We start from the raw sequence: 25,287 nt of genomic DNA, 5'->3' as shown, positions 1-25,287 counted from the left end.
GAAAGATGATCCTGGTAAAAGCCACGGATGCTAGCCGACATCGCCGGCCACGGCCAGCATGGCGCCGCGCGGCGGGCACTGCTAACGTGCTGGAGGAGGTGAACCCAGCGCCGGAATCTGGCTCCAAGGCACTGTAAGCCCATTCCAGGAGGACTGCCCGCAATGCCCGACGTCATCGCCGCCCCGGCCCGCACCTGTCTGCTCGACGCCGGCTACGCCCGTGAGGCGCGTTCGCTGCTTTACCATGCCTATCGCCACGAGCCGACCTTCGCCTGGCTGTTCGAGGGCCAGCGCCCCGGCTACGAGCGTCGCCTGCGGGTGATGGTGCGCGAATGGGTGCGCCAGCACTTCTATCTGCAGTTGCCGGCGATCGGCCTGCTGCTGGAGGACCGCCTGGTCGGCCTGGCGCTGATCGTGCCGCCGCAGCGGCGCCTGGGCGTGGCCGACAGCTGGGCCTGGCGCCTGCGCATGATCCTCGGCACCGGCCTGCGCTGTACCCGGCGCTACCTGGACTACCAGGCCGCGCTGGCCGGCTGCCTGCCGGGCGACAATGTCCACGTCCTGCCGCTGCTGGGCGTGCACCCGCAGTTCCAGGGCCAGCACTATGGGGAGCAACTGCTGCAGGCCGTGCACGACTGGTGCGCGGAGGACGCCAACACCGAGGGCGTGGTGCTGGATACCGGCAATGCGCACTACCTGGCGTTCTACCAACGCCAGGGTTATGAAGAAATCGGCGAGATCGCGGTGGGACCGATCAGGGAGCGGGTGTTCTTCCACCCCAATCCCCGTTCATCCAGGGTGGCGAACCTGTGACAGGCGTTTGCCGACAGCCCTCTTGACCCCTTTGCTCTGGTAGCATGCCGCGCATGACGTATTCAGGAAGACTTGGCTGGGGCCTGCTGTTGCTGGCCGCCAGCTCCATGGCATGGGCGCAGAGCGAATTGCTGGTGCGGGTCAAACCCGCCAACAAGGCGCTCAAGTCCAATATCGAAGGGTATATCGGCAGCCTGGGCGATCGCGACGAAGAAGCCCTGCTGCGCTTCAGCCGGGGCGCCGAGGAGCAGACGCGCAAGGCGGCCCAGGCCCTGGGCTACTACCAGGCGCGGGTCGAGACCGAGGTCAAGGCACCGGGGGACAACGACAAACCCGCGCAACTGATCATCCGGGTCGAGCCCGGCGAGCCGGTGCGCCTGCGCAACGTGACCGTGCGCATCGACGGGCCGGCCAGCGAGCTCAAGGCCTTCCGCATCCCCGACAGCAAGGCGCTGCGCCCGGGCGAGCAGCTCAACCACGGCACCTACGAGGATGCCAAGCGGCTGATCCAGAACCAGGCGTCGCGCTACGGCTTCTTCGCCGGCCGTTTCGAGCGCCAGCGCCTGGCGGTGGACCCGCAGGCCGGCGTGGCCGACATCGAGCTGATCTACCTGAGCGGCCCGCGCTACCGCCTGGGCGCGGTGACCTTCGGCGGCGACGCGCCGCTGGACAATGACCTGCTGCAGCGCATGGTGTCGTTCAAGCCCGGCACCCCCTACGACTCTGAACTGATCGCCGAACTCAACAACGACCTGCAATCGAGCGGCTACTTCGACAGCGTGCGGGTGGACGCCGCGCCCACCGCCGCAGTGGGCGAGGACATCCCGGTGGATGTGCGCCTCGATACCCGCAAGCCGCGCACCCTGGGCCTGGGCCTGGGCTTTTCCACCGACGTCGGGCCGCGCGGCAAGGCCAACTGGACCCGCCACTGGGTCAACCCGCAAGGGCACAGCTATGGGTGGGAAACCGAATTGTCGGCGCCCCGGCAGAACGTCGGGCTGTGGTACGACATCCCGCTGGACCCGCCGCTCACCGACAAGCTGCGCTTCGCCGGCGGCTACCAGAACGAGGAGATCTCCGGCACCGACACCCTGAGCAAGCTGCTCACCGTTGGCCCCGAGTGGCACAGCAAGCTGCCCAGCGGCTGGCAACGGGTGATCTCGCTCAAGTACCAGCGCGAGGAATATCGGCTGGGTGACGACTCGGGGCTGAGCAACCTGCTGATGCCGGGCGTCAGCTTTTCGTACCTGCGCAGCGACAACCGCATCGACCCGCATAACGGCTACCGCCTGCAGTTCGACCTGCAGGCGGCCAAGGAAGGCCTGGGCTCGGACACCAACCTGATCCACGGCAACGTGCTCCTCAAGGGCCTGACCACCCTGGGCCAGAACCATCGCTTCCTCGCTCGCGTGCAGTTCGGCGGCAGCGCCACCAACGGCTACCAGCAGAACATCCCGCCGTCGCTGCGCTTCTTCGCCGGTGGCGACCAGAGCGTGCGCGGCTACGACTACCAGTCGCTGTCGCCAAAGAACAACCAGGGCGACCGCATCGGCGGCCGCTACCTGGTGGCCGGCAGCGCCGAGTACCAGTACTCGATCGCGGAAAAATGGCGCCTGGCGACCTTCGTCGACCAGGGCAACTCGTTCAATTCGCTGGAGTTCCCCAGCCTCAAGACCGGTGTCGGCATCGGTGTGCGCTGGGTGTCGCCGGTCGGGCCGCTGCGCCTTGACCTGGCCCGCGCGCTGGATGATGACGGTGGTTTTCGCTTGCACTTCTCCATGGGGCCCGAGCTGTGATGCGTGTGTTCAAACCGATCCTGCTGGTGCTGGCGGGCCTGCTGGTGCTGATCGTCCTGGCGCTGGGGCTGGTGCTCGGCACCCAGGCGGGCAGCCGCTGGGCGCTGGCGCGGGTGCCGGGGCTCGAGGTCAGCGATTTTACCGGGCGCCTTGGCGGCAGCTGGCAGGCCAGCCTGCTGCGCTGGTCCGCCGGCGACGATCGGGTCGAGCTGCTGACGCCACAATTGGCCTGGTCGCCGGCCTGCCTGCTGCGTGCCACCCTGTGCATCGAGCGCCTGCAGGCCGAGCGCATCGACATGGCCTTCGCGCCGGGAGAGGACAACCCCGACAGCGGCCCGCTGCAATTGCCGGCGCTGAACCTGCCGCTGGCCATCGAACTGGGCGAGGTCAAGGTGGGCCAGTTGCGCCTGGATGGCAGCGAACTGCTGGGCGACCTGAGCCTGGCCGCGCACTGGACCGCCAGCGGGCTGCGGGTGGACAGCCTGCGACTGCGCCGAGACGATCTGCACCTGGATGTTCAAGGCGACCTGACGCCCCAGGGTGACTGGCCGCTGCAGCTGCAGGGCACGCTGCAACTGCCGACAGTGGATGGCAAGCCGTGGCAGTTGGCATTGAACGCCAAGGGCGAGCTGCAGCAGACCCTCGTCATCGAGGCCACCAGCAGCGGTTACCTGGATGCCCGGTTGAACGGTGAATTGCAGGCCCTGGCCGAGCACCTGCCGGCCCGCCTGAGCATCCGCTCGGAGGCCTTCAAGCCCGCCGGCGAGTTGCCCGACACCCTGCAGTTGAACCAGCTCAAGCTCGATGCCCAGGGCGACCTGCTCAAGGGTTACCAACTCTCAGGTTCGGCCACCTTGCCCGCCGAGCAAGGGCCGGTGGGCCTGGTGCTGGCCGGCAAGGTGGACGCCAAGGGCGCCCGGGTCGATGCCCTGGACCTCAACGCCAGCGACACGCAGCGGCTCAAACTGCAGGCCAGCGCCGACTGGCAGCAGGGCCTGAGCGCCGACGCCAGCCTCGACTGGCTGGACTTCCCCTGGTTGCGCCTGTATCCGCTGGAGCAGGCGCCCCAGGTCACCCTCAAGCGCTTCAACGCCCAGGTGCAGTACCGCGACGGCAACTACAAGGGCGCGTTCAACGGCGACCTGGACGGCCCGGCGGGCGCTTTCAGCCTGGCCAGCCCGTTCGAGGGCGACCTGGGCCAGGTACGCCTGCCACAGCTGCTGCTCAGCGCGGGGCAGGGCAAGGCCGCGGGCAGTGTCGCCTTGCGTTTTGCCGACACCCTGGCCTGGGATGTCGACCTGCAATTGTCGGCGCTGGACCCGGCCTATTGGCTGGCGGAGCTGCCGGGCACCCTGGCCGGGCCGCTGCGCAGCCAGGGCGAGCTCAAGCACGAGCAGTTGGCGCTCAAGGCGCAGCTGGACCTCAAGGGTCGCCTGCGCGGCCAGTCGGCGCTGGTCAAGGTCGACGCCGAGGGCGCTGGCGAGCGCTGGACCCTGGGCAGCCTGGCGGTGCAGATGGGTGACAACCGCATCAGCGGCAGCGCCAGCCTGCAGCAGCGCCTGGCCGGGCGTATCGACCTCGACCTGCCGCGCCTGGGCCAGCTCTGGCCGCAACTGCAAGGGCAGGCCAAGGGCCGCCTGGACCTGGCCGGTACCCTGGCCGCGCCCCAGGGCACCCTGGCCCTGCAGGGCCAGCAACTGGGCCAGGCCGATAACCGCGTGCAGCGCCTGGACCTCGACGCGCGACTGGACAGCGCCCAGCGCGGCCAGCTGACGCTCAAGGCCGGCGGGATCCGCCTGGGGGACACCGCCCTGGGCAGCCTCGATGTGCAAGGCAAGGGCGATATCCGCCAGCAGGCCGCGACGCTGGCCCTCGACGGCCCGCAACTCAAGCTCGACCTGGCGCTGGATGGCGCCATGAGCAAGGGCGACTGGCGTGGCCGCCTGGCCAACGGGCGCATCCAGGCCGGCGGCCAGGATTGGCAGTTGCAGGCACCGGCGCGCCTGCAACGGCTGGCCAGCGGCCAGCTCGACTTCGGTGCCCACTGCTGGCGCTCCGGCCAGGCCAGCCTGTGCGGCGAGGACCAGCGCCTGGCGCCGGAGCCGCGCCTGCGCTACCACCTCAAGCAGTTCCCGCTGGACAGTCTGGCGCAGTGGCTGCCCAAGGACTTCGCCTGGCACGGCCTGCTCAACGCCGACATCAACCTCGACATCCCGTCCAGTGGCCCCAAGGGCAGCATTCGCATCGATGCCGGCGGCGGTACCCTGCGGGTGCGCGACAAGGACCGCTGGATCGACTTCCCCTACCAGGTGTTGCGCCTGGACAGCACCCTGGCGCCGCGCCGGGTCGACACCCGCGTGGATTTCCGTGGCGAGCGCCTGGGCGAGCTGAACCTGAATGCCCGCATCGACCCGCTGGGCCGCAACAAGCCGCTTTCCGGCGACTTCCGCCTGGCCGGGCTCGATCTGTCGGTCATCCGCCCGTTCCTGCCGATGGTCGAGCGCCTGGCCGGCCAGCTCAACGGCAGCGGGCGCCTGTCGGGCAGCCTGCTGGCGCCCCAGGTCAATGGCAACCTGGCCTTGAGCGGCGGCGAAGTCAGCGGCGCGGAACTGCCGGTCAGCCTCGAGGACCTGTCGCTGCAGGCACTGATCGCCGGCGAGCAGGTGCAGTTGAACGGCAACTGGCGCAGCGGCGCCGCCGGCCGTGGGCAACTGGCCGGTCACCTGACCTGGGGGCAGGCGCTGGGCATGGACCTGCGCCTGCAGGGCCAGCAACTGCCGGTCAGCATCGAACCGTACGCGGCGCTGGAAGTGGCGCCCGACCTGACCATCCGCCTGCTGGACGACCGCCTGGCGGTGACCGGCAAGGTGCTGGTGCCCAAGGGCAAGATCACCGTGCGCGAGTTGCCGCCGTCGACGGTCAAGGTCTCCGACGACACGGTGATCGTCGGCCACCAGACCGAGCAGGGCAAGCCGCCGATGGCGGTGGCCATGGACATCGATGTCGAGGTCGGCAGCGAAAAACTGTCGTTCAAGGGCTTCGGCCTTACCGCCAACCTGCTGGGCCATGTACATATCGGCGACAACCTCGACACCCGCGGCGAACTGAGCCTGGCCGACGGGCGCTATCGGCAGTATGGGCAGAACCTGACCATCCGCCGCGCGCGCCTGTTGTTCGCCGGGCCCATCGACCAGCCGTACCTGGATATCGAGGCCATCCGCAAGGTCGAGGACGTGATTGCCGGCATCCGCCTGAGCGGCAGCGCCGAACAGCCGACCACCAAGGTGTTCTCGGAGCCGGCAATGAGCCAGGAGCAGGCGTTGTCCTACCTGGTGCTGGGCCGGCCGCTGAACAGCTCCGGCGAGGACAACAACATGCTTGCCGAGGCGGCGCTGGGCCTGGGCCTGATGGGCAGCGCCGGCCTGACCGGCGGCCTGGCCTCGAACCTGGGCATCGACGACTTCCAGCTCGACACCCAGGGCACGGGCAACAAGACCAGCGTAGTGGCCAGCGGCAATCTCACCGAGCGTCTGAGCCTGCGCTATGGTGTTGGCGTGTTCGAGCCAGCCAACACCATCGCCTTGCGCTACAAGCTCAGCAAGAAGGTCTACCTCGAAGCCGCCAGCGGCCTGGCCAGCTCGCTGGACATCTTCTACAAGCGCGATTTCTGAGCCCGGTGGAGTGCCTGCTTAGCGGGCATGGCACTCCTGACGCCGAATGTTGCCGATCTGTCGCAAGCTCAGACCGTACTTGTTGGCCAGCAGGCTGCGCGACAGCCCGCTGGCGCTTTCCTTCTGGATCTGCTTGTTGCGTAACTGGCGCTGGAAGTGGTCGGGCTTGGGGATTTCCAGGGCCAGACCGGCGTAGCGCTCGATCAGCGCGTCGAGCGCCGCAGATGGCAGCACATCGGCCAGCTTGCTGCGGTCGCGGTGCTTGGGAATGTACTTGGGTCGTCCGCCGAAGGCACAGGTCAGGCGGTAGGCGCTGTCCAGGCCGACGCACTCGATCAGCGCCTGCAGCGATTGAGGCAGTTGGGTGATGTCGATATTGCTCAGGTCTGGCGTTTCCACGAAATGGTTCCTTCCGTCATGTAGGTTTGGCAGACGCCGAGGCCCGGTTGGCTGCGGCGTGGTCGGCCACAGGTGGCGGTCCGAGTGGCGTGGTCCGATTTTCGAACAGCAGCGGAAAGGGTCGCTAGGCGCGAAGCGGACCGGAGCTTGTAGCCGCAACTGCCTGTTGTTTGCGGGTAACCTGATAGCGCGAAGTAGGAAACGCCCTCACCCTTTAGCTACAGGCCCCAAACCGTCTAGTGAAGGGGTTCCATGATGGCGGTTTGGGTGTGTGACCCAGGCGTGCGCGCGCAGACACGCCCGGGTGTCCTGGGGTGAGGAGGTATGTGCAGGGAAGGGGGCGGGCAGGAACTTCAGCGGGGGAAAAGCGGGCGAGGTATCATGGCGTCGGCTCCGCTGGAGCCTCATGTCCCCGATGTCGCAAGGAATTTCCGATGACCCACGTGCAGCGCCTCAAATACTCGATCCTGATCATCCTGGTGGTCCTGGGAATCATGCTCGGCCTAAGCTACCTGCAGAAGCAGGGCACTATCAGCGAGCAGACGTTCCAGTACATCGCCATCGCCATCGCGGTGGTAGTGGTGGTGATCAACGGGATCCTGCGGCGCAAGGTCAAGCCCTGAGGCGGGCGGGCCGGCATATCCTTGCCGGCCATGCGCTCAACGCGAGACGGGTTGCTCGAGCACGGCCCAGGCCTGGGGGTTGAGGCTGTAGCATTTGTCGCTGCCCAGGCTGATCACGCCTTCGCTGCACAGGCGTTTGAGCACCTCGCGCACACTCAGGAACGACAAGGGAATATCCAGTTGCTCGAGTTGTGCATGCACGCCGCGCACGCCAATGCTGCGGCCACTGCGCCCGGCGGTGTGCAGGGCGTCGATGACCTTCAGGCGGATCAGGCTGGTGCGCAGGCCATAGGCGCGCAGCAGCTCGCGGATCTGTTCGTTGCCCACGCGTTCCTCCTGGGGGGCGGCGGCCTGGCCTGGGGCGGGCGGCGCCGATAGCGTTTGTTGCGGGTTATACATGTGAATGCTCCTTTTCGTGGACTGTCCCGAAATCATGGGTGCCTCACATCTAAAGACGAATGAGATCGACAAAACTGCAACCCTCGGTGAAAAAAATCTGACACGTTCTGTTGAGAACGTTGCAGCCTCGCGTCGAACGTAAAATTTTCATCCGGCCATTCGTCTGTTCGGGATGACCCCGATAGCACGAGGAGTGCCTGTGATCCCTCTTCCCCTGTTCCGCCTGGGCCTTGCCGCCGCCCTGGTTGCCTCCAGCCTGGCCGTCCAGGCACGGGAGGTCGCCGACGAGGCCTCTGCGCAGATCCGCCGCACCAGCTTTGGCGTGCCGCATATCCTGGCCAAGGACGAACGCGGCCTGGGCTACGGCATCGGCTATGCCTACGCCCAGGACAACCTGTGCCTGCTGGCCAACGAGGTGCTGACGGTCAATGGCGAGCGCTCGCGCTATTTCGGTGGCGACGCCAAGACGGTCGAGCAGCGCGACAACCTGTCCAGCGACCTGTTCTTCACCTGGCTGAACGAATCGGCGGCAGTGGACGCCTTCCTGCAGGCGCAACCGGTGGCGGTGCGTGACCTGCTCGACGGCTACGCCAGCGGCTATAACCGTGCCCTGGGCGAGCGGCGCGCCCAGGGCCTGCCGGCCGAGTGCGGGGCAGGGGACTGGGTGCGGCCGATCAGCAGCCGCGACCTGGTCAAGCTGACCCGGCGCCTGCTGGCCGAAGGCGGTGTCGGCCAGTTCGTCGAGGCGGTGGTGGCCGCGACCCCGCCGAAGCTGGCGGCGCAACGCCCGGCGGTCGACTACGGCGTGGCCCTCGCGCGCCAGGCGCAGTTCGCCGCCGAACGTGGCAGCAACGCCGTGGCGGTGGGCAGCGAGCGTTCGGCCAATGGTCGCGGGCTATTGTTGGCCAATCCGCATTTCCCCTGGATCGGCGGCATGCGCTTCTACCAGATGCAACTGACCATCCCCGGGCAGCTGGATGTGATGGGCGCGGCCCTGCCGGGCCTGCCGGTGGTCAATATCGGTTTCAACCGCCATCTGGCCTGGACCCATACCGTCGACACCTCGAAGCATTTCACCCTCTACCGTCTGCAACTGGACCCCAAGGACGCCACTCGTTACCTGTATGACGGCCAGTCGCTGCCGCTCGAGCGCAAACAGCTCAAGGTCATGGTGAAGGGCAAGGACGGCACGCTGAGCGAGGTGGAGCGCACTATCCACCTGTCCAAGTTCGGCCCGGTGGTGCAGTGGCCAGGGCGGCTGGACTGGGACAACCAGGCGGCCTACAGCCTGCGCGACGCCAACCTGGACAATACCCGGGTGCTGCAGCAGTGGTACCGGATCAACCGCGCCGATAGCCTGGAGGCGCTCAAGGCCTCGGTGGGGCAGTTGCAGGGTATCCCCTGGGTCAACACCCTGGCGGTGGATGCCGCCGGCCAGGCCCTGTACCTGAACCAGTCGGTGGTGCCCTATGTCGACCAGGCGCTGCTGGCGCAGTGCAGCAATCCGGCGGCGTCCGGCCCGCTGGTGGTGCTCGATGGCTCGCGCAGCGCCTGCCAGTGGAAGGTCGATGCGCAGGCGGCCCAGCCGGGGATCTTCCCGGCGAACCTGCTGCCGAGCCTGGAGCGCCGTGACTATGTGCAGCACGCCAACGACTCGGCGTGGATGGCCAACCCGGCCCAGCCGCTGACCGGTTTCTCGCCGCTGGTCAGCCGTGCCGACCAGCCCCTGGGCATGCGCAGCCGTTTTGCCCTGCAGCGCCTGCAGGGCAGGGACAAGCTGGGTGTCGCCGAGCTGCAGCGCATGGTGTTCGACGACGAGGTGTACCAGGCCAGCCTGCTGCTGCCGGACCTGCTGCAGTGGTGCAAGGGCGTGGAGGCGGATCTTGAGTCAGTGTGCGTCAGCCTTCGGACCTGGAATGGCAAGGCCGACCTGGACAGCGGCGTCGGCCTGGTCCATTTCATGAATATCGCTGGTGCGTTGGCCGAGCACCCGCAAAGCTGGCGCGTGCCGTTCGATCCGGCCGACCCGCAGCACACGCCTCGTGGCCTGGCGGTGGAGCAGGGCGCGGTAGGCAAGCTGCTGCGCGAGGCGGCGCTGGCGTCGCTGGAGCAGGTGGGCAAGGCGGGCATCGCCGCCGATCAGCGTTGGGGGGAAATCCAGCAGGCTGCCGATGGCACGCCGGTGCCCGGTGGTCCGCAGGCCCTGGGGGTCTACAACGCGATGGTCAGTGTGCCGGTGGGGCCGGGCAAGCGCCTGGTGGTCAGTGGTTCGAGCTATCTGCAGGTGGTCAGCTTCACCGAGCAGGGGCCAAAGGCCCAGGGATTGCTGGCGTTCTCGCTGTCGAGCGAAAAGGCGTCGGCGCATGCCGCCGACCAGACGCGGGCCTTCGCGGCCAAGCAACTGGCGCCGATCCCGTTTACCGACGCGCAGATCAAGGCTGATCCGCAGTATCGGCGGTATGTGATCAGTGAGCGGGATAAGGGGCGCGTGGTCATCGCCCAGTAATCAGGCGTCCTCTGTAGGAGCGGCCTTGTGCCGCGAAAGGGCTGCAAAGCAGCCCCGGCGATCTTTGCATAATCGCTGATATCGGGGGGCCGCTTTGCGGCCCTTTCGCGGCACGAGGCCGCTCCTACAGGGGGCTGTGCGTTTGTCGTTCAGGAAAACTCGAACGGCGCCAGCTGGAAGCCCTGTTCGTCCACCTGCAACGCCCAGCCCCGCCGGTCCCAGTCCCCCAGCACGATACGCCGCGCCGGCTGGCCATCGACCACCAGCTTGTGCAGCGCCGGCCGGTGGGTGTGGCCATGAACCAGGGTGCGCACGCCGTGGGCGGCCATGACCTTGGGCACTTCCTCGGGGGTGACGTCGACGATCTCGGTGCTCTTCATGCGCGTCTGCGAGCGGCTTTCGCTGCGCAGCTTGCGCGCCAGCTTGTGCCGCGTGCCCAGCGGCAGGTGCCGCAGGATCCACAGGGTCAGCGGGTTGCGCAGGTAGCGGCGCAGCTTCATGTAGGCCACATCGCGAGTGCACAGGGTGTCGCCGTGCATCAGCAGCACCGCCTCGCCACCCAGCTCGACCACGCTGGGGTCGGCCAGCAGGGTGCAGCCGGCGGCGTCGCAGAACGCCTGGCCGATGAGGAAGTCGCGGTTGCCGTGCATCAGGTAGATCGCCGTGCCGCTGTCGCTCAGCCGGCGCAGGGCCTGGCAGATCGACTGCTGGAACGGCGTCATCGCATCGTCGCCGATCCAGGCCTCGAAGAAGTCGCCGAGGATGTACAGCGCCTTGGCGTGGCGGGCGCGGCCGTCGAGCAGATCAAGAAACGCCCGGGTGATATCCGGGCGTTCTTCTTGCAGGTGCAGATCGGAGATCAGCAGTATCACTCAATGATCTCGGCTTTCTCGATGATCACGTCGTCTTTCGGCACGTCCTGGTGGCCAGACTTGGAGCCGGTGGAAACGCCTTCGATCTTGTCGACGACGTCCTGGCCTTCGGTCACCTTGCCAAAGACGGCGTAGCCCCAGCCCTGGACATTCTTGCCGCTGTGGTTGAGGAAGTCGTTGTTCGAGGCGTTGATGAAGAACTGCGCCGACGCCGAGTGCGGCTCCATGGTACGGGCCATGGCGATGGTGTACTTGTCGTTCTTCAGGCCGTTGTCGGCTTCGTTCTGGATGCTGGCACGCTTGTCGCGCTTCTCGTTCATGCCTGGCTCGAAGCCGCCGCCCTGGATCATGAAGCCTTTGATCACGCGATGGAACACGGTGTTGCTGTAGTGGCCTGCTTCAACGTATGCCAGGAAGTTGGCAACGGTCAGAGGGGCCTTCTCGGCATTCAGTTCGATGACGATATCGCCGTGGTTGGTGCTCAGTTTGACTTTGGACATGCTGAAAATCGCTCTTTCAAGGCATTCGGAAATGAGTGTGCGCAGGGCGCTCGGAGTACCTGACGCAGGATCAGGCCACCGCGACACAGGCCGCTGGGCCGCCATTGTGCCGGATTGCGCCGCCTCGCGCCGACAAAACGTGCCACTTTGAAGGCACTTTTGTGGGCACTTCGGCTGTCAGCAGCTTGACTGCTTCGGCTATGATAGGCGCTTTGATTCAATCGGCCTACCCGGGCCGGCTACCTGCATTCAAGGACACTATGAGCAAGCCCACTGCCGACAACGCGCCAAACGCCGCTGCCAAAGGCGCACCCGCCGTCCCTGTGAACTTCCTGCGGCCGATCGTCCAGGCCGACCTGGACTCGGGCAAGCACCAGAGCATCGTCACCCGTTTCCCGCCGGAGCCCAACGGTTACCTGCATATCGGTCACGCCAAGTCGATCTGCGTCAACTTCGGCCTGGCCAAGGAATTCGGCGGTGCCTGCCACCTGCGTTTCGACGACACCAACCCGGCCAAGGAAGACCAGGAGTACATCGACTCCATCCAGCGTGACGTCAAATGGCTGGGCTTCGAGTGGGCAGGCCCGGTGCGCTATGCCTCGGACTACTTCGAGCAGCTGCACGCCTGGGCCGTGGAGCTGATCAAGTCGGGCAACGCCTATGTCTGCGACCTGACCCCCGAGCAGGCCAAGGAATACCGCGGCAGCCTGACCGAGGCTGGCAAGAACAGCCCGTTCCGCGAGCGCAGCGTCGAGGAGAACCTGGACCTGTTCGCGCGCATGAAGGCCGGCGAGTTCAAGGACGGCGAGCGCGTGCTGCGCGCCAAGATCGACATGGCCTCGCCGAACATGAACCTGCGCGACCCGATCCTGTACCGCATCCGTCATGCCCACCACCACCAGACCGGTGACAAGTGGTGCATCTACCCCAACTACGACTTCACCCACGGTCAGTCGGACGCCATCGAAGGCATCACCCACTCGATCTGCACCCTGGAGTTCGAAAGCCACCGTCCGCTGTACGACTGGTTCCTCGACAAGCTGCCGGTGCCGGCGCACCCGCGCCAGTACGAGTTCAGCCGCCTGAACCTGAACTACACCATCACCTCCAAGCGCAAGCTCAAGCAGCTGGTGGACGAAGGCCACGTCGAGGCCTGGGACGATCCGCGCATGTCGACCCTGTCGGGCTATCGCCGTCGCGGCTACACCCCGGCCTCGATCCGCAACTTCTGCGAGATGATCGGCACCAACCGCTCCGACGGCGTGGTCGACATGGCGATGCTCGAGTTCAGCATCCGCGACGACCTCGACCGCACCGCGCCACGCGCGATGTGCGTGCTGCGCCCGCTGAAGGTGGTGATCACCAACTACCCCGAGGGCCAGGTCGAGCAGCTCGAACTGCCGCGCCACCCGAAGGAAGACATGGGCGTGCGCGTGCTGCCGTTCGCCCGCGAGCTGTACATCGACCGCGACGACTTCATGGAAGAGCCGCCCAAGGGCTACAAGCGCCTGGAGCCGGCCGGTGAAGTGCGTCTGCGCGGCAGCTACGTGATCCGCGCCGACGAGGCGATCAAGGACGAAGGCGGCAACATCGTCGAACTGCGCTGCTCGTACGATCCGGACACCCTGGGCAAGAACCCCGAAGGCCGCAAGGTCAAGGGCGTGATCCACTGGGTGCCGGCGCAAGGCAGCGTCGAGTGCGAAGTGCGTCTGTACGACCGCCTGTTCCGCTCCGCCAACCCGGAGAAGACCGAAGACGGCGGCAGCTTCCTCGACAACATCAACCCCGATTCGCTGCAGGTACTCAGCGGTTGTCGCGCGGAACCTTCCCTGGGCCAGGCCCAGCCAGAAGACCGCTTCCAGTTCGAGCGCGAAGGCTACTTCTGCGCCGACCTGAAAGACTCCCAGCCGGGTCGCCCGGTATTCAACCGGACCGTGACCCTGCGCGATTCGTGGGGCAGCTGAGGAACCTTCGTGCTTACCATCTACAACACGCTGAGCAAGACCAAGGAAGTTTTCAAGCCGCTGGACGGCAACAAGGTGCGCATGTACGTGTGCGGCATGACCGTGTACGACTACTGCCACCTGGGCCACGGCCGCAGCATGGTGGCCTTCGACCTGGTCACCCGCTGGCTGCGCAAGAGCGGCTATGAGCTGACCTATGTGCGCAACATCACCGACATCGACGACAAGATCATCAACCGGGCCAACGAGAACGGCGAGTCGTTCGACGCGCTGACTGCCCGCATGATCGATGCGATGCACGAGGACGAGCGGCGCCTGAGCATCCTGCCGCCGGACCTGGAACCGCGTGCCACCGACCATATCCCCGGCATGCACGCGATGATCCAGACCCTGATCGACAAGGGCTATGCCTACGCCCCGGGCAACGGCGACGTGTACTACCGGGTCGGCAAGTTCGTCGGCTACGGCAAGCTGTCGCGCAAGAAGATCGAAGACCTGCGCATCGGCGCCCGCATCGAGGTCGACGAGGCCAAGCAGGACCCGCTGGACTTCGTCCTGTGGAAGGGTGTCAAGCCCGGCGAGCCTTACTGGGATTCGCCGTGGGGCCCGGGCCGTCCGGGCTGGCACATCGAGTGCTCGGTGATGTCCACCTGCTGCCTGGGCGAGAGCTTCGACATCCACGGCGGCGGCAGCGACCTGGAGTTCCCGCACCACGAGAACGAGATCGCCCAGAGCGAGGCGGCCACCGGCAAGCAGTACGCCAACGCCTGGATGCACTGCGGCATGATCCGCATCAATGGCGAGAAGATGTCCAAGTCGTTGAACAACTTCTTCACCATCCGCGACGTGCTCGACAAGTACCACCCGGAAGTGGTGCGTTACCTGCTGGTGGCCAGCCACTACCGCAGCGCGATCAACTACTCCGAAGACAGCCTGCGCGACGCCAAGGGCGCGCTCGAGCGCTTCTACCACGCACTGCGCGGCTTGCCGCGGGTCGTGGCCAAGGGCGGCGAGGCGTTCGTCGAGCGCTTCACCGTGGCGATGAACGACGACTTCGGCACGCCTGAGGCCTGCGCCGTGCTGTTCGACCTGGTGCGCGAGATCAACCGCCTGCGCGACAGCGACCCCGAGGCCGCCGCCGGCCTGGCCGGTCGCCTGCGCGAGCTGGGGGATGTGCTGGGCGTGCTGCAGTTGGAGGCCGATGACTTCCTGCGTGCCGGCGCCGAGGGCAAGGTCGATGCCGCCGAAGTGGAGGCGCTGATCCAGGCGCGTCTGCAGGCACGCACCGACAAGAACTGGGCCGAGTCCGACCGCATCCGCGACCAGCTGACCGCCATGGGCGTGGTGCTGGAAGACAGCAAGGGCACCACCACCTGGCGCCTGGCTGACTGATTGGCGCCACTGGGGCTGCTGCGCAGCCCTTTCGCGGCACGAGGCCGCTCCTACAGAGCTGCGTGGTCCCCTGTAGGAGCGGCCTCGTGCCGCGAAAGGGCCGCAAAGCGGCCCCGCTCTTTATTGAACTACCCCAACCAATGGGCAATGCAACACCAACTTGGCTCCACCCCACTCGCTGGCCCCCACCTCCAATCCAAACCCATGCAGGTCGACGATCGCCGCGACGATCGACAACCCCAGCCCGAACCCCGCGTGGCGATGGCCTTCCTCACTGCGGTAGAAGCGCTTCAACACCGCCTCGCGCTCATCCGCCGGAATCCCCGGCCCGCTGTCCTCGACGGCGATATGCACGCCTTGATCGTCTTCGCTTGCGAACATGCGCACCTGGCCGCCTTGCGGGGTGAACTTGATCGCATTGCCTACCAGGTTGGCCAGGGCTTCAAACAGCAATTCCCGATCACCATGCAGGGCCGCCAGTTGCGCGGGCTGCTCCAGCTGCAGACGGATGCCGCCATCCTCGGCCAGAGGCAGGTAGAAGTCGTGCAGCTCCACCAGCAAGGCCTGCGGGTCGAGCTGGACGAAGCCGGCGCGGCGTTGGCGGTCTTCCAGCTCGCTGATGCGCAGCAGGCCACGGAAGCGCGCCATCAGCGTGTCGGTCTCGCCGATCGCCTGGTCCAGCGCCGCGCCTTCGGCGGAGTCGCTGCCGCTTTGCTGGCGGATGCGGTAGAGCTGGGCGCGCAGGCGGGTCAGGGGCGTGCGCAGGTCGTGGGCGATGTTGTCACAAACCCCCTTGACCTCATGCATCAGCCTTTCGATGCGGTCGAGCATCGCGTTGACGATGGCGGCCAGCATGTCCAGTTCATCGCGGCGCACTGACACCGGCAGGCGGTGGGTCAGGTCACCGGCGACGATAAGTTCGGCCTGGGCCTGGATCGCCCGGATGCGTTTGAGCGGTCGGCGGCGCAGCAGGTACCAGCCGGCGAAGCCTGGAATCAGGGTCAGGGAAATACCCCAGAGCAGGGCGTCGAGAATGATCCGGGTGACCACGAACAGCGAGCCGTTGTCGCGCACCAGCACCAGCCAGCGACCGTCCTGGACCTTGATTGCCACGGCGTCGCAGCTGTCGCGGGGCAGGTGCGGATCGTCGGCGTCCAGGCAGCGCTTGAGCTCATGCACCTTGCCGTCCAGGCCCAGCTCCGGCGGGATGCTGCGGATGCGCCCGCCGATCGGGTTGAGCTGGGGGGCGAACAGGCCGTAGGCGTCGAAGCTGCGCTCCTCGAAGGCCTGGCTTGCGATCAGCGCGTCGTCCAGCTGCTTGCCGCTCATATGGGCGAACAGGTGCTGGCGTTGAAGCATGGAATGACGGGTGAGCTTGTTCAGGTAGCTGGTGACCTCGAAGTACAGCACCCCCATGAGGATGCTGCTCCAGGCCACGAACAGGAAACTGTACAGTGCCAGCAGGCGGCTGGTGGAGGAACTCCAGCCCTTAGACGGGTTCGGCAATGGCATAGCCGGAGCCCCGCACGGTACGGATCAGCGGGTTCTGCCCGGGCGAATCGATCTTCTTGCGCAGACGGCCGATGTGCACGTCGATCAGGTTGGTGCCAGGGTCGAAGTGGTAGCCCCAGACCTCCTCGAAGATCATCATCCGGGTGATCACCTGGCCGGAGTGGCGCATCAGGTACTCGAGCAGCTTGTACTCGGTGGGCAGCAGGTTCAGCGCCTGTTCGCCGCGGCGCGCCTCGTGGCTGATCAGGTCCAGCTCGAGGTCGGCGACCTGCAGGCGGGTCTGGGTCATCGGCACGCTGTTGCGACGCAGCAGCACCTCGACCCGGGCGGCCATCTCGTCGGAGGCGAACGGCTTGGTCAGGTAGTCGTCGCCGCCGGCGCGCAGGCCGCGCACGCGCTCGTCGACGTCCGACAGGGCGCTGATCATCAGGATCGGCGTGGTGATCTTCAGGTTGCGCAGAGTGGTGACGATGGTCAGGCCATCGACCTCGGGCAGCATGCGGTCGAGGGTGATCAGGTCATAGCCGCCGGCGATGGCCTTGGCCAGGCCTTCACGGCCATTGTCGGCCCAGTCGACTTCCAGACCGTGGCTGGACAGTTCGGCGACGATTTCCTGGGCGGTGACGGCGTCGTCTTCGATGGTCAGTACGCGAGGCATGCTGGTTCCTGGGCGGCGAGTGGAGACCTGATTGTGCCAAAGAATAGACAACCGGCGATTTAAGAAAAATTCATCTGGCTGTATGGGAGACGCATTCCCCTGTAGGAGCGGGCTTGTCCCGCGAAGACCGGCGAAGCCGGTGCCATGCAACGCGGTGCCTGTTTCGCGGGGCAAGCCCGCTCCTACAGGGGGGCGTGGAGGTTCCAAGAAAAATGGGGCATGCCATCGCTGGCATGCCCCATCGTCACTTCAGGCGGATGCTTCAGGCGACCTTGACGATCCAGCCCGCCGGGGCTTCGACGTCACCGCTCTGGATACCGGTCAGCTCGGCGTAGAGCTTCTGGGTGACCGGGCCGACTTCGGTTTCGCTGTGGAACACGTGCAGCTTGCCGTTGTACTGGATGCCGCCGATCGGCGTGATCACCGCGGCGGTGCCGCAGGCGCCGGCTTCGATGAAACGGTCGAGCTTGTCGATTTCCACGTCGCCTTCGATCACTTTCAGGCCCAGGCGCGATTCGGCCAGTTCCATCAGCGACAGGCGGGTGATGCCCGGCAATACCGAGATCGACTTCGGCGTGACGAATTCGTCGTTGGCGGTGATGCCGAAGAAGTTGGCCGAGCCGACTTCCTCGATCTTCTTGTGGGTCAGCGGATCGAGGTAGATGCAGTCGGCGAAGCCGGCTTTCTTGGCCTCGTAGCCTGGTTGCAGGCTGGCCGCGTAGTTGCCGCCGACCTTGGCTGCGCCGGTGCCTTGCGGGGCTGCGCGGTCGTAGTCGGAGATCAGGAACTTGTGCGGGGTCATGCCGCCCTTGAAGTACGAACCGACCGGGATGGCGAAGACCGAGAAGATGAACTCGGGAGCGGTGCGCACGCCGATGTTGTCACCGGTGCCGATCACGAACGGACGCAGGTATAGCGCGCCCTTGCCGTGCGGCGGCACGAATTTTTCGTTGGCCTTGACCACCTGCTTGCAGGCTTCGATGAACTGTTCGGTCGAGACCCGTGGCATCAGCAGGCGGTCGCAGCTGCGCTGCATGCGCGCGGCGTTCTGGTCCGGGCGGAACAGGTTGATCGAACCGTCCTTGCAGCGGTAGGCCTTCAGGCCTTCGAAGCACTGCTGGCCATAGTGCAGGGCGGTGGAGCCTTCACTGATGTGCAGCACATTGTCTTCGGTCAGGGTGCCCTTGTCCCACTCGCCGTTACGCCATACGGACAGGTAACGTTTGTCGGTCTTGATGTAGTCGAAACCCAGCTTGTCCCAGTTAATGCTTTCGTTACTCATGACACCCTCATTGCTCTGGCCCGAACACGGCGGGCTGCTTTTATATGCGCACCCCGCCACCATAATACATCCGGCGCGGATCGGGAACGGCCAGTCACACAATCCGCCGGGCGTGTACGTTCGGGTCAGGCGCTGTCGCGATGGCGATTACGATGAACGAACAGGCCTGAGCCTGTGCAGAACTGCACATCCACATTCCTTGGAATTTACCTTGGCCAGGAACATTGCCGTGCAGGGGGATGTTGCTAAAGACCCCGACTTCCGAATGATGTGTTGGAGGATTCTGAAGGTTGTCGGATGTTAGTCAGACATGTCTTTGTGTATTCAGCCTAAACGCCAGGCCTTTCAAGGTGTTCGCCGTAACTCTTGCAGCGCCTATCAGATCGAGCGCCGCCCGCGCGGCGCATCGCGACGCAAGGCCGCTCCTACATCTGTTTCGGGCCAGTCAATCCTGTGACATTACCTGGTACGCCTTGTTGGTACGACGCGGTTTCAGCGTGGTCACCACTGGCGCCCCACCTGTCTCACGACATGCACCAAGGCGGGCAACCATGGCCTGACAGGTTTGGCACGTTGCAACAAATGTAGGAGCGGCCTTGCGTCGCGATGCGCCGCGCGGGCGGCGCTCGATCTGATAGGCGCTGCAAGCGTTAAGGCGAACACCTGGTAGCCCTGATGCGGTCAATAGCCCTCGCGCCAAAAGACCTTGAAAGGGATGAGCCTAAACGCAGATAGTCCTTCAGAATCAGGTTTTCCAGAAAAACGTGGTCATGCGAGACCACCAGCAGCGCCCCCTTGAACTGTCGCAACAACTGCTCCAGCGCCTCGAGCGACGGCAGGTCGAGGTGGTTGTTCGGTTCATCGAGCAGTAGCAGGTCCAATGGCTGTTCACGGTACAGCACGGCAGCCAACGCGACCTTGAGCCGTTCGCCGCCACTGAGCAGGGCGCCGGGCAGTGTGATGCGTGCCGCGTCGATGCCCAGCTGCGCCAGCCGACGACGCAGTTCGTCGTCGGGCAGGCGCGGATTGGCGGCGCGCAGATGTTCCAGGGCGCTCTGCCGTGGCCCCAGGCAACTGCCATGCTGGTCGAGCAGGGCCACTTCGCCAGTCAGCCGCAGGCTGCCCGCGCGCGGCGCCAGTTCACCGGCCAGCACCCGCAGCAGGGTGGACTTGCCGCTGCCGTTGTCGCCCACCACCCCCAGTCGCTGGCCCAGGCACAGGCGCAGGTCCAGCGCCGTGGTCGTGCCCCGTGGCAGGTACAACCCTTCCAGGGCCAGCACCTCGCGTCCGGCATGTCGTTGCGGCGTGGGGGCGTGCAGCATGACCGGCACCTCGCGTTCGACCTGACGTGCCGCCTCGCGCACTTGTTCGTCCAGGGTCGCCTTGGCATCCCGCAGCTCGCGGCGCTGGCGCCCGGCGGTGGCCTGGCTGCGCTGTTGCTGGCGGTCGAGCAGAATCTGCGCCTGGTTCGCCTGCCTGGCCTGGCGCCCGGCGCTGGCCTGGTGACGCTCGAGATTCTCGCGCTGACGTTGCAATGCCAGGGCCTGGCGTTGACGTTGCTGCTTGAGGCGCAGCAATTCCTGCGCGGCCAGTTCGGCCTGCGCGGTGCTCTGCTGCCGGTAGAAGGCGAAATCGCCGCCATAGGCGCGCAAGCCAAGGGGCGACAGTTCGACGATGCGTGCCATGTGCCCGAGCAGTGCCCGATCGTGACTGATCACCAGCAGGCCCTTGTCCCAGCCCTGGAGCATGTCCAGCAGCATGGCCCTGGCACTGCTGTCCAGGTGGTTGCTTGGCTCGTCGAGGATCAGGTAGTCGGCCTCGCTCAGCCAGGCGCCGAGTAGGGCGACGCGCATGGCCTGGCCGCCGCTCAGGCGATTGGCCGGGCAGTGCGGGTCGAGATGACCCAGGCCATGGCGTTGCAACTGGGCCTGCAATCGCGAGCGGATGTCCCAGCGATCGCCGACTGCGTCGAAGTCCGCCGGGTCGATGCTGCCGCGTTCGATCCGTTCGAGGGCGCGCAGGGTGCCACCGATCCGGGCCAGGTCAGCGAGAGTGGCGCTGTTGGCGAGTACCTGCTGGTCGAGATGATGCACCCGGCCATGGCGCAGGCAGTGGCCCTGGCTGGGCTCGCGCAGGCCGGCCAGCAGTTGCCCGAGCAAGCTCTTGCCCACGCCGTTGCGTCCGACCAGGCCGGTGTGGCGCAGGTCGAAGGATTCGTTGAGGTCGGTGAAAAGTGGCCTGCCATCGGGCAGGACCAGGGTGACGCTGTCCAGCGTCAGGATCGACGAGTTCGTCATGCACAACTCCACTCATGCCGCGACATCCCCGGTGTGAACCGGAGGCTGAAGACTGGCCGTCAGGCTGACGGCGGCATCAATGGCGCATTGGACGAATACCTCGTGGTGTGGAATGGGTGCAAGACTAGTCCAGCAACGCGTTGGAAGGCAACGTTTTCGCCTATGCGCGTCGTCAGCACATGCGCAATCCCCTGTAGGAGCGGCCTTGCCGAGGCGTCGGACCGGCCGGAAAGGGCCACTAAGCGGCCCCGGCAATATCTGCTTCGGCGCAGAGGTCTAAGGACTGCTGCGCAGCCCTTTCGCGGCACGAGGCCGCTCCTACAGGGACCGCGCAGGGCTTGAAGGGCTCAGCGCAAACGCCGGTTCCAGTCGCCGCCATGATCGCGCCAGCATGCCTCTTCGCTGTCGAAGCGCACATGCCAGGCCACGTGGTCCAGCTCGATCCCCGCGTCGCTCAGCGCCTGGGCCGTCAGCGCGATCATCCGCGCCTTGTCCGCGCCGGCCAGGGCCTGGACCTTGTCGGTGTCGTCGGTGAATACCCAGGTGATGCGCAGGCTGGCGGGGAAGTCGTCGAGGTCCACCTGGTGGGTGAGCCAGGCGAAACCGACGATTTCGCCCTGGGCGGTGGCACAGGCCTCGGTCAGGCAGGCGACCATCTCCCGCTCCAGGCGCGCCAGGGCACGCTTGCCGCCGGCCATCAGACGTTGTCGATCTGCTGGCAGAAGCGCAGGCGGTTGCCGAACGGGTCGGCGACCTGCATCTCCAGGCCCCAATCGACTGCCTCGGCGTGCGGTCGCGCATAGCCGTATTGTTTGGCCAGCAGTTCACGCTCCAGGGCCTTGAGGTCCTCGACCCGGGCGAACACTGCCGCGCCCGGCGTGGCGTCGCCGTGGTGCTCGGACAGGTGCAGGATCAGACCGTCGCGGTGGACCTGCATGTACAGCGGCAGGTCCGGGGCGAAGCGGTGTTCCCAGTCGAGCTGGAAACCGAGGAAGTCGAGGTAGAACTCCCGGGCCTTGTCGACCGAGAAGATCCGCAGGATCGGAATGGCAGGGGCGAATTGCATGAGGACGTCCTTGGCTCGAAAAAGGGCAGGGTGGTCACTTTAGCGCACTTCGCCATCGAGGCTGGCACCCGAATTGCGCGCCGGGGCGCAGCCGCTCTGGGCCGCAGCCTTGCGGCATGACTGACGGTTCGAAAGTTTCATCATCGTTCATCTGCGCAGTTGGCCCGCTCCCTGCTATATCCCCTCAGCGAATATTGATCGAGTGGTCAGCCCGGCGTGCCCGCAAGCCCCCGCGCTTGACCCTCAATCCGGCCGCCAGGCCACGGATTTCAGGGGTTCCAGGATGTCGTTGGCGCAACAGATCGACCCACCGCAGGCTGACCCGGGCTGGAGCGCCCATCTGCAGTTGCGCTTCGTCCAGCGCGAGGGCGTGACCCGCCTTGGTGCGCGCCGTCATGTCGGACCTCTTTTGGTGCAGCGACCCTTCTACCCGGAGGGCGCGCCGTGCCATGTCTATGTGCTGCACCCGCCCGGCGGGATCGTTGCTGGTGACCGCCTGGAGCTGGACATCCACCTGGAGACCGGCAGCCACGCCTTGCTGACCATGCCCGGCGCCAGCAAGTTCTACCGCAGCATTGGCCCCACCGCGCGCCTGGCCCAGCGCTTTCACCTCGCCGCCGGCAGCACCCTGGAGTGGCTGCCCCAGGACAGCATCTTCTTCAACGGTGCGCGGGCCTGCCTGGACAGCCGCTTCACCCTCGAGCCCGGTGCCCGCCTGCTGGCCTGGGAGACGCTGTGCCTGGGCCGCCCGGTGATGAGCGAGCGCTTCGAGCAGGGCGCCCTGGACAGCCGATTGCGCATCGAACTGGCCGGCGAGCCCGGCCTGCATGAGCGCCTGCGCATCCAAGACGGGCACCTGGACAAACTGGCCGGGCACCCGCTGATCGCCACGTTCTGCGCCGCGCCGGCCGACCAGGCGCTGCTCGACCAGGTGCGCCAGGCCCTCGACGAACTGGCCACGCCCGCCGGCGCGACCCTGCTCGGCCCGCTGCTGGTGATCCGCCTGCTCGACCATGACAACCAACACCTGCAACGTAACCTGCAGCGCCTCTGGCACCTGCTGCGCCCGGCCGTGCTCGGCCTGGCGCCGTGCCCGCCGCGCATCTGGGCCACCTGAAGAGAGCCGCCATGGAGCTGACCCCGCGAGAGAAAGACAAACTGCTGCTGTTCACCGCCGCCTTGCTGGCCGAGCGGCGCCTGGCCCGTGGCCTGAAACTCAACTACCCGGAAGCGGTGGCGCTGATCAGCGCCGCGGTACTCGAAGGCGCCCGCGATGGCCGCACGGTAGCCGAGCTGATGAGCCTGGGGCGCGAGGTGCTGGTGCGCGAACAGGTGATGGCCGGTGTGCCGGAGATGCTGCACGACGTCCAGGTCGAGGCGACCTTTCCCGACGGCACCAAGCTGGTGACCGTGCATGAACCCATCGTTTGAGGAAGCCGGCATGATCCCCGGAGAAGTCCAGGTCGCCGCGGGCGACATCGAGCTCAATCTCGGCCGCCAGACTGTCAGCGTCAGCGTGGCCAACCATGGCGACCGCCCGGTGCAGGTGGGCTCGCACTACCACTTCTATGAAGTCAACGACGCCCTGGTATTCGAGCGCGAGCCGACCCGTGGCTATCGCCTGGACATACCGGCCGGCACCGCGGTGCGCTTCGAGCCGGGGCAGGCGCGCACCGTGCAACTGGTGGCCTATGCCGGCAAGCGCGAGGTGTACGGTTTCCAGGGCAAGGTGATGGGCGCGCTGGAGGGCAGGGCATGAGCCGCATTTCCCGCCAGGCCTACGCCGACATGTTCGGGCCCACCGTCGGCGACCGGGTGCGCCTTGCTGACACTGCGCTGTGGGTGGAGGTGGAGAAGGACTTCACGATCTATGGCGAGGAGGTCAAGTTCGGTGGCGGCAAGGTGATCCGCGACGGCATGGGCCAGGGCCAGATGCTCGCGGCCGAGGCCATGGACCTGGTGTTGACCAACGCACTGATCATCGACCACTGGGGCATCGTCAAGGCCGATATCGGTGTCAAGCACGGGCGTATTGCCGCCATCGGCAAAGCCGGCAACCCCGATGTGCAGCCTGGTGTCACGGTGCCTGTAGGGCCGGGTACCGAGGTGATCGCCGCCGAAGGCAAGATCGTCACCGCCGGCGGCATCGACTCGCATATCCACTTCATCTGCCCGCAGCAGGTGGAAGAGGCGCTGACCAGCGGCGTGACCACGTTCATCGGCGGCGGCACCGGCCCCGCCACCGGCACCAACGCCACTACCTGCACCCCCGGCCCCTGGTACCTGGCGCGCATGCTTCAGGCCGCCGACTGCCTGCCGATCAACATCGGCCTGCTGGGCAAGGGTAACGCCTCGCGGCCCGAGGCCCTGCGCGAGCAGATCGCCGCCGGCGCCGTGGGCCTCAAGCTGCACGAGGACTGGGGCTCGACGCCCGCCGCCATCGACTGCTGCCTGGGGGTGGCCGAGGAGATGGACATCCAGGTGGCGATCCACACCGACACCCTCAACGAGTCGGGCTGCATCGAGGACACCCTGGCCGCCATCGGCGAGCGCACCATCCATACCTTCCACACCGAAGGGGCGGGCGGCGGCCACGCGCCGGACATCATCCGCGCGGCGGGCCAGGCCAACGTGCTGCCGTCCTCGACCAATCCGACGCTGCCCTACACCGTGAACACGGTGGACGAGCACCTGGACATGCTCATGGTCTGCCACCACCTGGACCCGAGCATCGCCGAGGACGTGGCCTTCGCCGAGTCGCGCATCCGCCGCGAGACCATCGCTGCCGAGGATATCCTTCACGACATGGGCGCCTTCGCCATGACCTCCTCCGATTCCCAGGCCATGGGCCGGGTCGGCGAGGTGGTGCTGCGCACCTGGCAGGTGGCGCACCAGATGAAGCTGCGCCGCGGCCCGCTGGCGCCGGACGGCGCCTACAGCGACAACTTCCGGGTCAAGCGCTACATCGCCAAGTACACCATCAACCCGGCATTGACCCACGGCATCGCCCACGAAGTCGGTTCGGTGGAGGTGGGCAAGCTGGCCGACCTGGTGCTGTGGGCGCCGGCGTTCTTTGCGGTCAAGCCGGCCCTGGTGCTCAAGGGCGGGATGATCGCCACGGCGCCGATGGGCGATATCAACGGCTCGATCCCAACCCCGCAACCGGTGCACTACCGGCCGATGTTCGGCGCCCTGGGCGCGGCGCGGCATGCCACGCGCATGACCTTCCTGCCCCAGGCCGCCGTGGACCGTGGCCTGCCCCACGAGCTGAAGCTGCAGAGCCTGATCGGCGTGGCCCATGGCTGCCGGCGGGTGCGCAAGGCCGACATGGTCCACAACACCTTGCAACCGCTGATCGAGGTCGATGCCCAGACCTACCAGGTGCGCGCTGACGGCGAGCTGCTGGTGTGCGAGCCGGCCCACGAGCTACCGCTGGCGCAGCGCTATTTCCTGTTTTGACGGCTTGAAAGTGGGGCGTGGGAGCGGGCTTGTCGTAACGCCGCACCGCCCGGATCACCGGCAGCGCCGGTGCCATTG

21 protein-coding genes are annotated in these 25,287 nt (G+C 66.4%); 11 read left to right on the top strand and 10 right to left on the bottom strand.

Features of this window, described 5'->3' with window-relative positions; all coding sequences use genetic code 11:
* The first annotated feature begins 162 nt into the window (after positions 1 to 162).
* Genes LU671_RS07480 through LU671_RS07470 form a run of 3 tightly spaced genes read left to right on the top strand, consistent with a single transcriptional unit; the run spans position 163 to position 6,280 of the window.
* Positions 163 to 813 (top strand): GNAT family N-acetyltransferase, encoded by a 651-nt coding sequence (locus LU671_RS07480; RefSeq protein ID WP_203646864.1) that lies wholly within the window; start codon positions 163 to 165, stop codon positions 811 to 813.
* 53 nt (positions 814 to 866) lie between these two features.
* Positions 867 to 2,609 (top strand): autotransporter assembly complex protein TamA, encoded by a 1,743-nt coding sequence (locus tag LU671_RS07475; RefSeq protein WP_232855223.1) that lies wholly within the window; start codon positions 867 to 869, stop codon positions 2,607 to 2,609.
* On the top strand, positions 2,606 to 6,280 hold the full coding sequence (locus LU671_RS07470) for a translocation/assembly module TamB domain-containing protein (RefSeq protein WP_442964120.1): 3,675 nt from the start codon (positions 2,606 to 2,608) through the stop codon (positions 6,278 to 6,280). Before LU671_RS07475 ends, LU671_RS07470 begins: the two co-directional genes overlap by 4 nt.
* Before the next feature lie 18 nt (positions 6,281 to 6,298).
* Here the strand turns inward: LU671_RS07470 and LU671_RS07465 are convergent, their stop codons facing one another.
* Positions 6,299 to 6,679, bottom strand: a complete 381-nt coding sequence (locus LU671_RS07465) for a Mor transcription activator family protein (protein ID WP_232855220.1) — start codon at positions 6,677 to 6,679, stop codon at positions 6,299 to 6,301.
* Positions 6,680 to 7,113: 434 nt separating this feature from the next.
* Between LU671_RS07465 and LU671_RS07460 the strand changes: the two genes are divergently transcribed.
* Complete coding sequence (locus tag LU671_RS07460) at positions 7,114 to 7,302, top strand: hypothetical protein (protein WP_011533313.1); 189 nt, start codon at positions 7,114 to 7,116, stop codon at positions 7,300 to 7,302.
* Positions 7,303 to 7,338: 36 nt separating this feature from the next.
* Here LU671_RS07460 and LU671_RS07455 read toward each other — a convergent pair whose 3' ends face one another.
* Positions 7,339 to 7,701 (bottom strand): fe2+ zn2+ uptake regulation protein, encoded by a 363-nt coding sequence (locus tag LU671_RS07455; RefSeq protein WP_232855219.1) that lies wholly within the window; start codon positions 7,699 to 7,701, stop codon positions 7,339 to 7,341.
* Positions 7,702 to 7,900: 199 nt separating this feature from the next.
* On the opposite strand from LU671_RS07455, the gene pvdQ reads away from it, so the two are divergent.
* A complete protein-coding gene (gene pvdQ / locus LU671_RS07450) occupies positions 7,901 to 10,207 on the top strand; it encodes a bifunctional acylase PvdQ (RefSeq protein WP_442964119.1) in 2,307 nt (768 codons plus the stop codon).
* Positions 10,208 to 10,356: 149 nt separating this feature from the next.
* Here pvdQ and lpxH read toward each other — a convergent pair whose 3' ends face one another.
* Positions 10,357 to 11,079, bottom strand: a complete 723-nt coding sequence (gene lpxH, locus LU671_RS07445; RefSeq protein ID WP_050706024.1) for a UDP-2,3-diacylglucosamine diphosphatase — start codon at positions 11,077 to 11,079, stop codon at positions 10,357 to 10,359.
* Positions 11,076 to 11,579, bottom strand: coding sequence for a peptidylprolyl isomerase (locus LU671_RS07440; protein WP_203646846.1), 504 nt, complete (start codon positions 11,577 to 11,579; stop codon positions 11,076 to 11,078). Before LU671_RS07440 ends, lpxH begins: the two co-directional genes overlap by 4 nt.
* 260 nt (positions 11,580 to 11,839) lie before the next feature.
* On the opposite strand from LU671_RS07440, the gene LU671_RS07435 reads away from it, so the two are divergent.
* Positions 11,840 to 13,543 (top strand): glutamine--tRNA ligase/YqeY domain fusion protein, encoded by a 1,704-nt coding sequence (locus tag LU671_RS07435; protein WP_203646844.1) that lies wholly within the window; start codon positions 11,840 to 11,842, stop codon positions 13,541 to 13,543.
* Positions 13,544 to 13,552: 9 nt separating this feature from the next.
* Positions 13,553 to 14,935 carry a cysteine--tRNA ligase gene (gene cysS, locus LU671_RS07430; RefSeq protein WP_203646842.1) on the top strand — a complete coding sequence of 461 codons (1,383 nt, stop codon included), beginning with the start codon at positions 13,553 to 13,555 and terminating at the stop codon, positions 14,933 to 14,935.
* A gap of 120 nt (positions 14,936 to 15,055) precedes the next feature.
* Here cysS and LU671_RS07425 read toward each other — a convergent pair whose 3' ends face one another.
* From LU671_RS07425 to LU671_RS07400, 6 genes are all read right to left on the bottom strand, one after another.
* Positions 15,056 to 16,447: a sensor histidine kinase gene (locus LU671_RS07425; RefSeq protein WP_232855218.1), complete on the bottom strand. Its 1,392-nt coding sequence runs from the start codon at positions 16,445 to 16,447 to the stop codon at positions 15,056 to 15,058.
* The gene (locus LU671_RS07420) at positions 16,425 to 17,105 is read right to left on the bottom strand and encodes a response regulator transcription factor (protein WP_050706019.1); all 681 of its coding nucleotides are present in this window, start codon (positions 17,103 to 17,105) and stop codon (positions 16,425 to 16,427) included. Before LU671_RS07420 ends, LU671_RS07425 begins: the two co-directional genes overlap by 23 nt.
* A 262-nt stretch (positions 17,106 to 17,367) precedes the next feature.
* Positions 17,368 to 18,387: a branched-chain amino acid aminotransferase gene (locus LU671_RS07415; protein ID WP_203646838.1), complete on the bottom strand. Its 1,020-nt coding sequence runs from the start codon at positions 18,385 to 18,387 to the stop codon at positions 17,368 to 17,370.
* Positions 18,388 to 19,037: 650 nt separating this feature from the next.
* Complete coding sequence (locus tag LU671_RS07410; protein ID WP_232855216.1) at positions 19,038 to 20,684, bottom strand: ATP-binding cassette domain-containing protein; 1,647 nt, start codon at positions 20,682 to 20,684, stop codon at positions 19,038 to 19,040.
* 347 nt (positions 20,685 to 21,031) lie between these two features.
* The gene (locus tag LU671_RS07405) at positions 21,032 to 21,385 is read right to left on the bottom strand and encodes a hypothetical protein (protein ID WP_232855381.1); all 354 of its coding nucleotides are present in this window, start codon (positions 21,383 to 21,385) and stop codon (positions 21,032 to 21,034) included.
* The gene (locus LU671_RS07400) at positions 21,382 to 21,750 is read right to left on the bottom strand and encodes a glyoxalase superfamily protein (protein ID WP_050706017.1); all 369 of its coding nucleotides are present in this window, start codon (positions 21,748 to 21,750) and stop codon (positions 21,382 to 21,384) included. Before LU671_RS07400 ends, LU671_RS07405 begins: the two co-directional genes overlap by 4 nt.
* A 283-nt stretch (positions 21,751 to 22,033) precedes the next feature.
* On the opposite strand from LU671_RS07400, the gene LU671_RS07395 reads away from it, so the two are divergent.
* The 4 genes from LU671_RS07395 to ureC are packed head-to-tail and all read left to right on the top strand — an operon-like array spanning position 22,034 to position 25,209.
* Positions 22,034 to 22,867: an urease accessory protein UreD gene (locus LU671_RS07395; RefSeq protein ID WP_232855215.1), complete on the top strand. Its 834-nt coding sequence runs from the start codon at positions 22,034 to 22,036 to the stop codon at positions 22,865 to 22,867.
* A gap of 11 nt (positions 22,868 to 22,878) precedes the next feature.
* Positions 22,879 to 23,181 (top strand): urease subunit gamma, encoded by a 303-nt coding sequence (locus tag LU671_RS07390; protein WP_038706005.1) that lies wholly within the window; start codon positions 22,879 to 22,881, stop codon positions 23,179 to 23,181.
* 10 nt (positions 23,182 to 23,191) lie between these two features.
* Positions 23,192 to 23,509 carry an urease subunit beta gene (locus LU671_RS07385; RefSeq protein WP_232855380.1) on the top strand — a complete coding sequence of 106 codons (318 nt, stop codon included), beginning with the start codon at positions 23,192 to 23,194 and terminating at the stop codon, positions 23,507 to 23,509.
* Positions 23,506 to 25,209 (top strand): urease subunit alpha, encoded by a 1,704-nt coding sequence (ureC, locus tag LU671_RS07380; protein ID WP_232855214.1) that lies wholly within the window; start codon positions 23,506 to 23,508, stop codon positions 25,207 to 25,209. Before LU671_RS07385 ends, ureC begins: the two co-directional genes overlap by 4 nt.
* Positions 25,210 to 25,287 lie beyond the last annotated feature (78 nt).

Source organism: Pseudomonas sp. NMI760_13 (assembly GCF_021283245.1).
GTDB classification, from domain to species: Bacteria; Pseudomonadota; Gammaproteobacteria; order Pseudomonadales; family Pseudomonadaceae; genus Aquipseudomonas; species Aquipseudomonas peradeniyensis.
This window is presented reverse-complemented; position numbering and strand designations above follow the sequence as displayed.

Coding starts and splice junctions, on each gene's coding strand:
- LU671_RS07455 (WP_232855219.1), bottom strand. CDS start 7,701: ATGTATAACCCGCAACAAACGCTATCGGCGCCGCCCGCCCCAGGCCAG.
- LU671_RS07435 (WP_203646844.1), top strand. CDS start 11,840: ATGAGCAAGCCCACTGCCGACAACGCGCCAAACGCCGCTGCCAAAGGC.
- LU671_RS07400 (WP_050706017.1), bottom strand. CDS start 21,750: ATGCAATTCGCCCCTGCCATTCCGATCCTGCGGATCTTCTCGGTCGAC.
- LU671_RS07475 (WP_232855223.1), top strand. CDS start 867: ATGACGTATTCAGGAAGACTTGGCTGGGGCCTGCTGTTGCTGGCCGCC.
- LU671_RS07390 (WP_038706005.1), top strand. CDS start 22,879: ATGGAGCTGACCCCGCGAGAGAAAGACAAACTGCTGCTGTTCACCGCC.
- LU671_RS07440 (WP_203646846.1), bottom strand. CDS start 11,579: ATGTCCAAAGTCAAACTGAGCACCAACCACGGCGATATCGTCATCGAA.
- LU671_RS07415 (WP_203646838.1), bottom strand. CDS start 18,387: ATGAGTAACGAAAGCATTAACTGGGACAAGCTGGGTTTCGACTACATC.
- LU671_RS07395 (WP_232855215.1), top strand. CDS start 22,034: ATGTCGTTGGCGCAACAGATCGACCCACCGCAGGCTGACCCGGGCTGG.
- LU671_RS07460 (WP_011533313.1), top strand. CDS start 7,114: ATGACCCACGTGCAGCGCCTCAAATACTCGATCCTGATCATCCTGGTG.
- LU671_RS07480 (WP_203646864.1), top strand. CDS start 163: ATGCCCGACGTCATCGCCGCCCCGGCCCGCACCTGTCTGCTCGACGCC.
- LU671_RS07425 (WP_232855218.1), bottom strand. CDS start 16,447: ATGCCATTGCCGAACCCGTCTAAGGGCTGGAGTTCCTCCACCAGCCGC.
- ureC (WP_232855214.1), top strand. CDS start 23,506: ATGAGCCGCATTTCCCGCCAGGCCTACGCCGACATGTTCGGGCCCACC.
- LU671_RS07420 (WP_050706019.1), bottom strand. CDS start 17,105: ATGCCTCGCGTACTGACCATCGAAGACGACGCCGTCACCGCCCAGGAA.
- LU671_RS07385 (WP_232855380.1), top strand. CDS start 23,192: ATGATCCCCGGAGAAGTCCAGGTCGCCGCGGGCGACATCGAGCTCAAT.
- LU671_RS07410 (WP_232855216.1), bottom strand. CDS start 20,684: ATGACGAACTCGTCGATCCTGACGCTGGACAGCGTCACCCTGGTCCTG.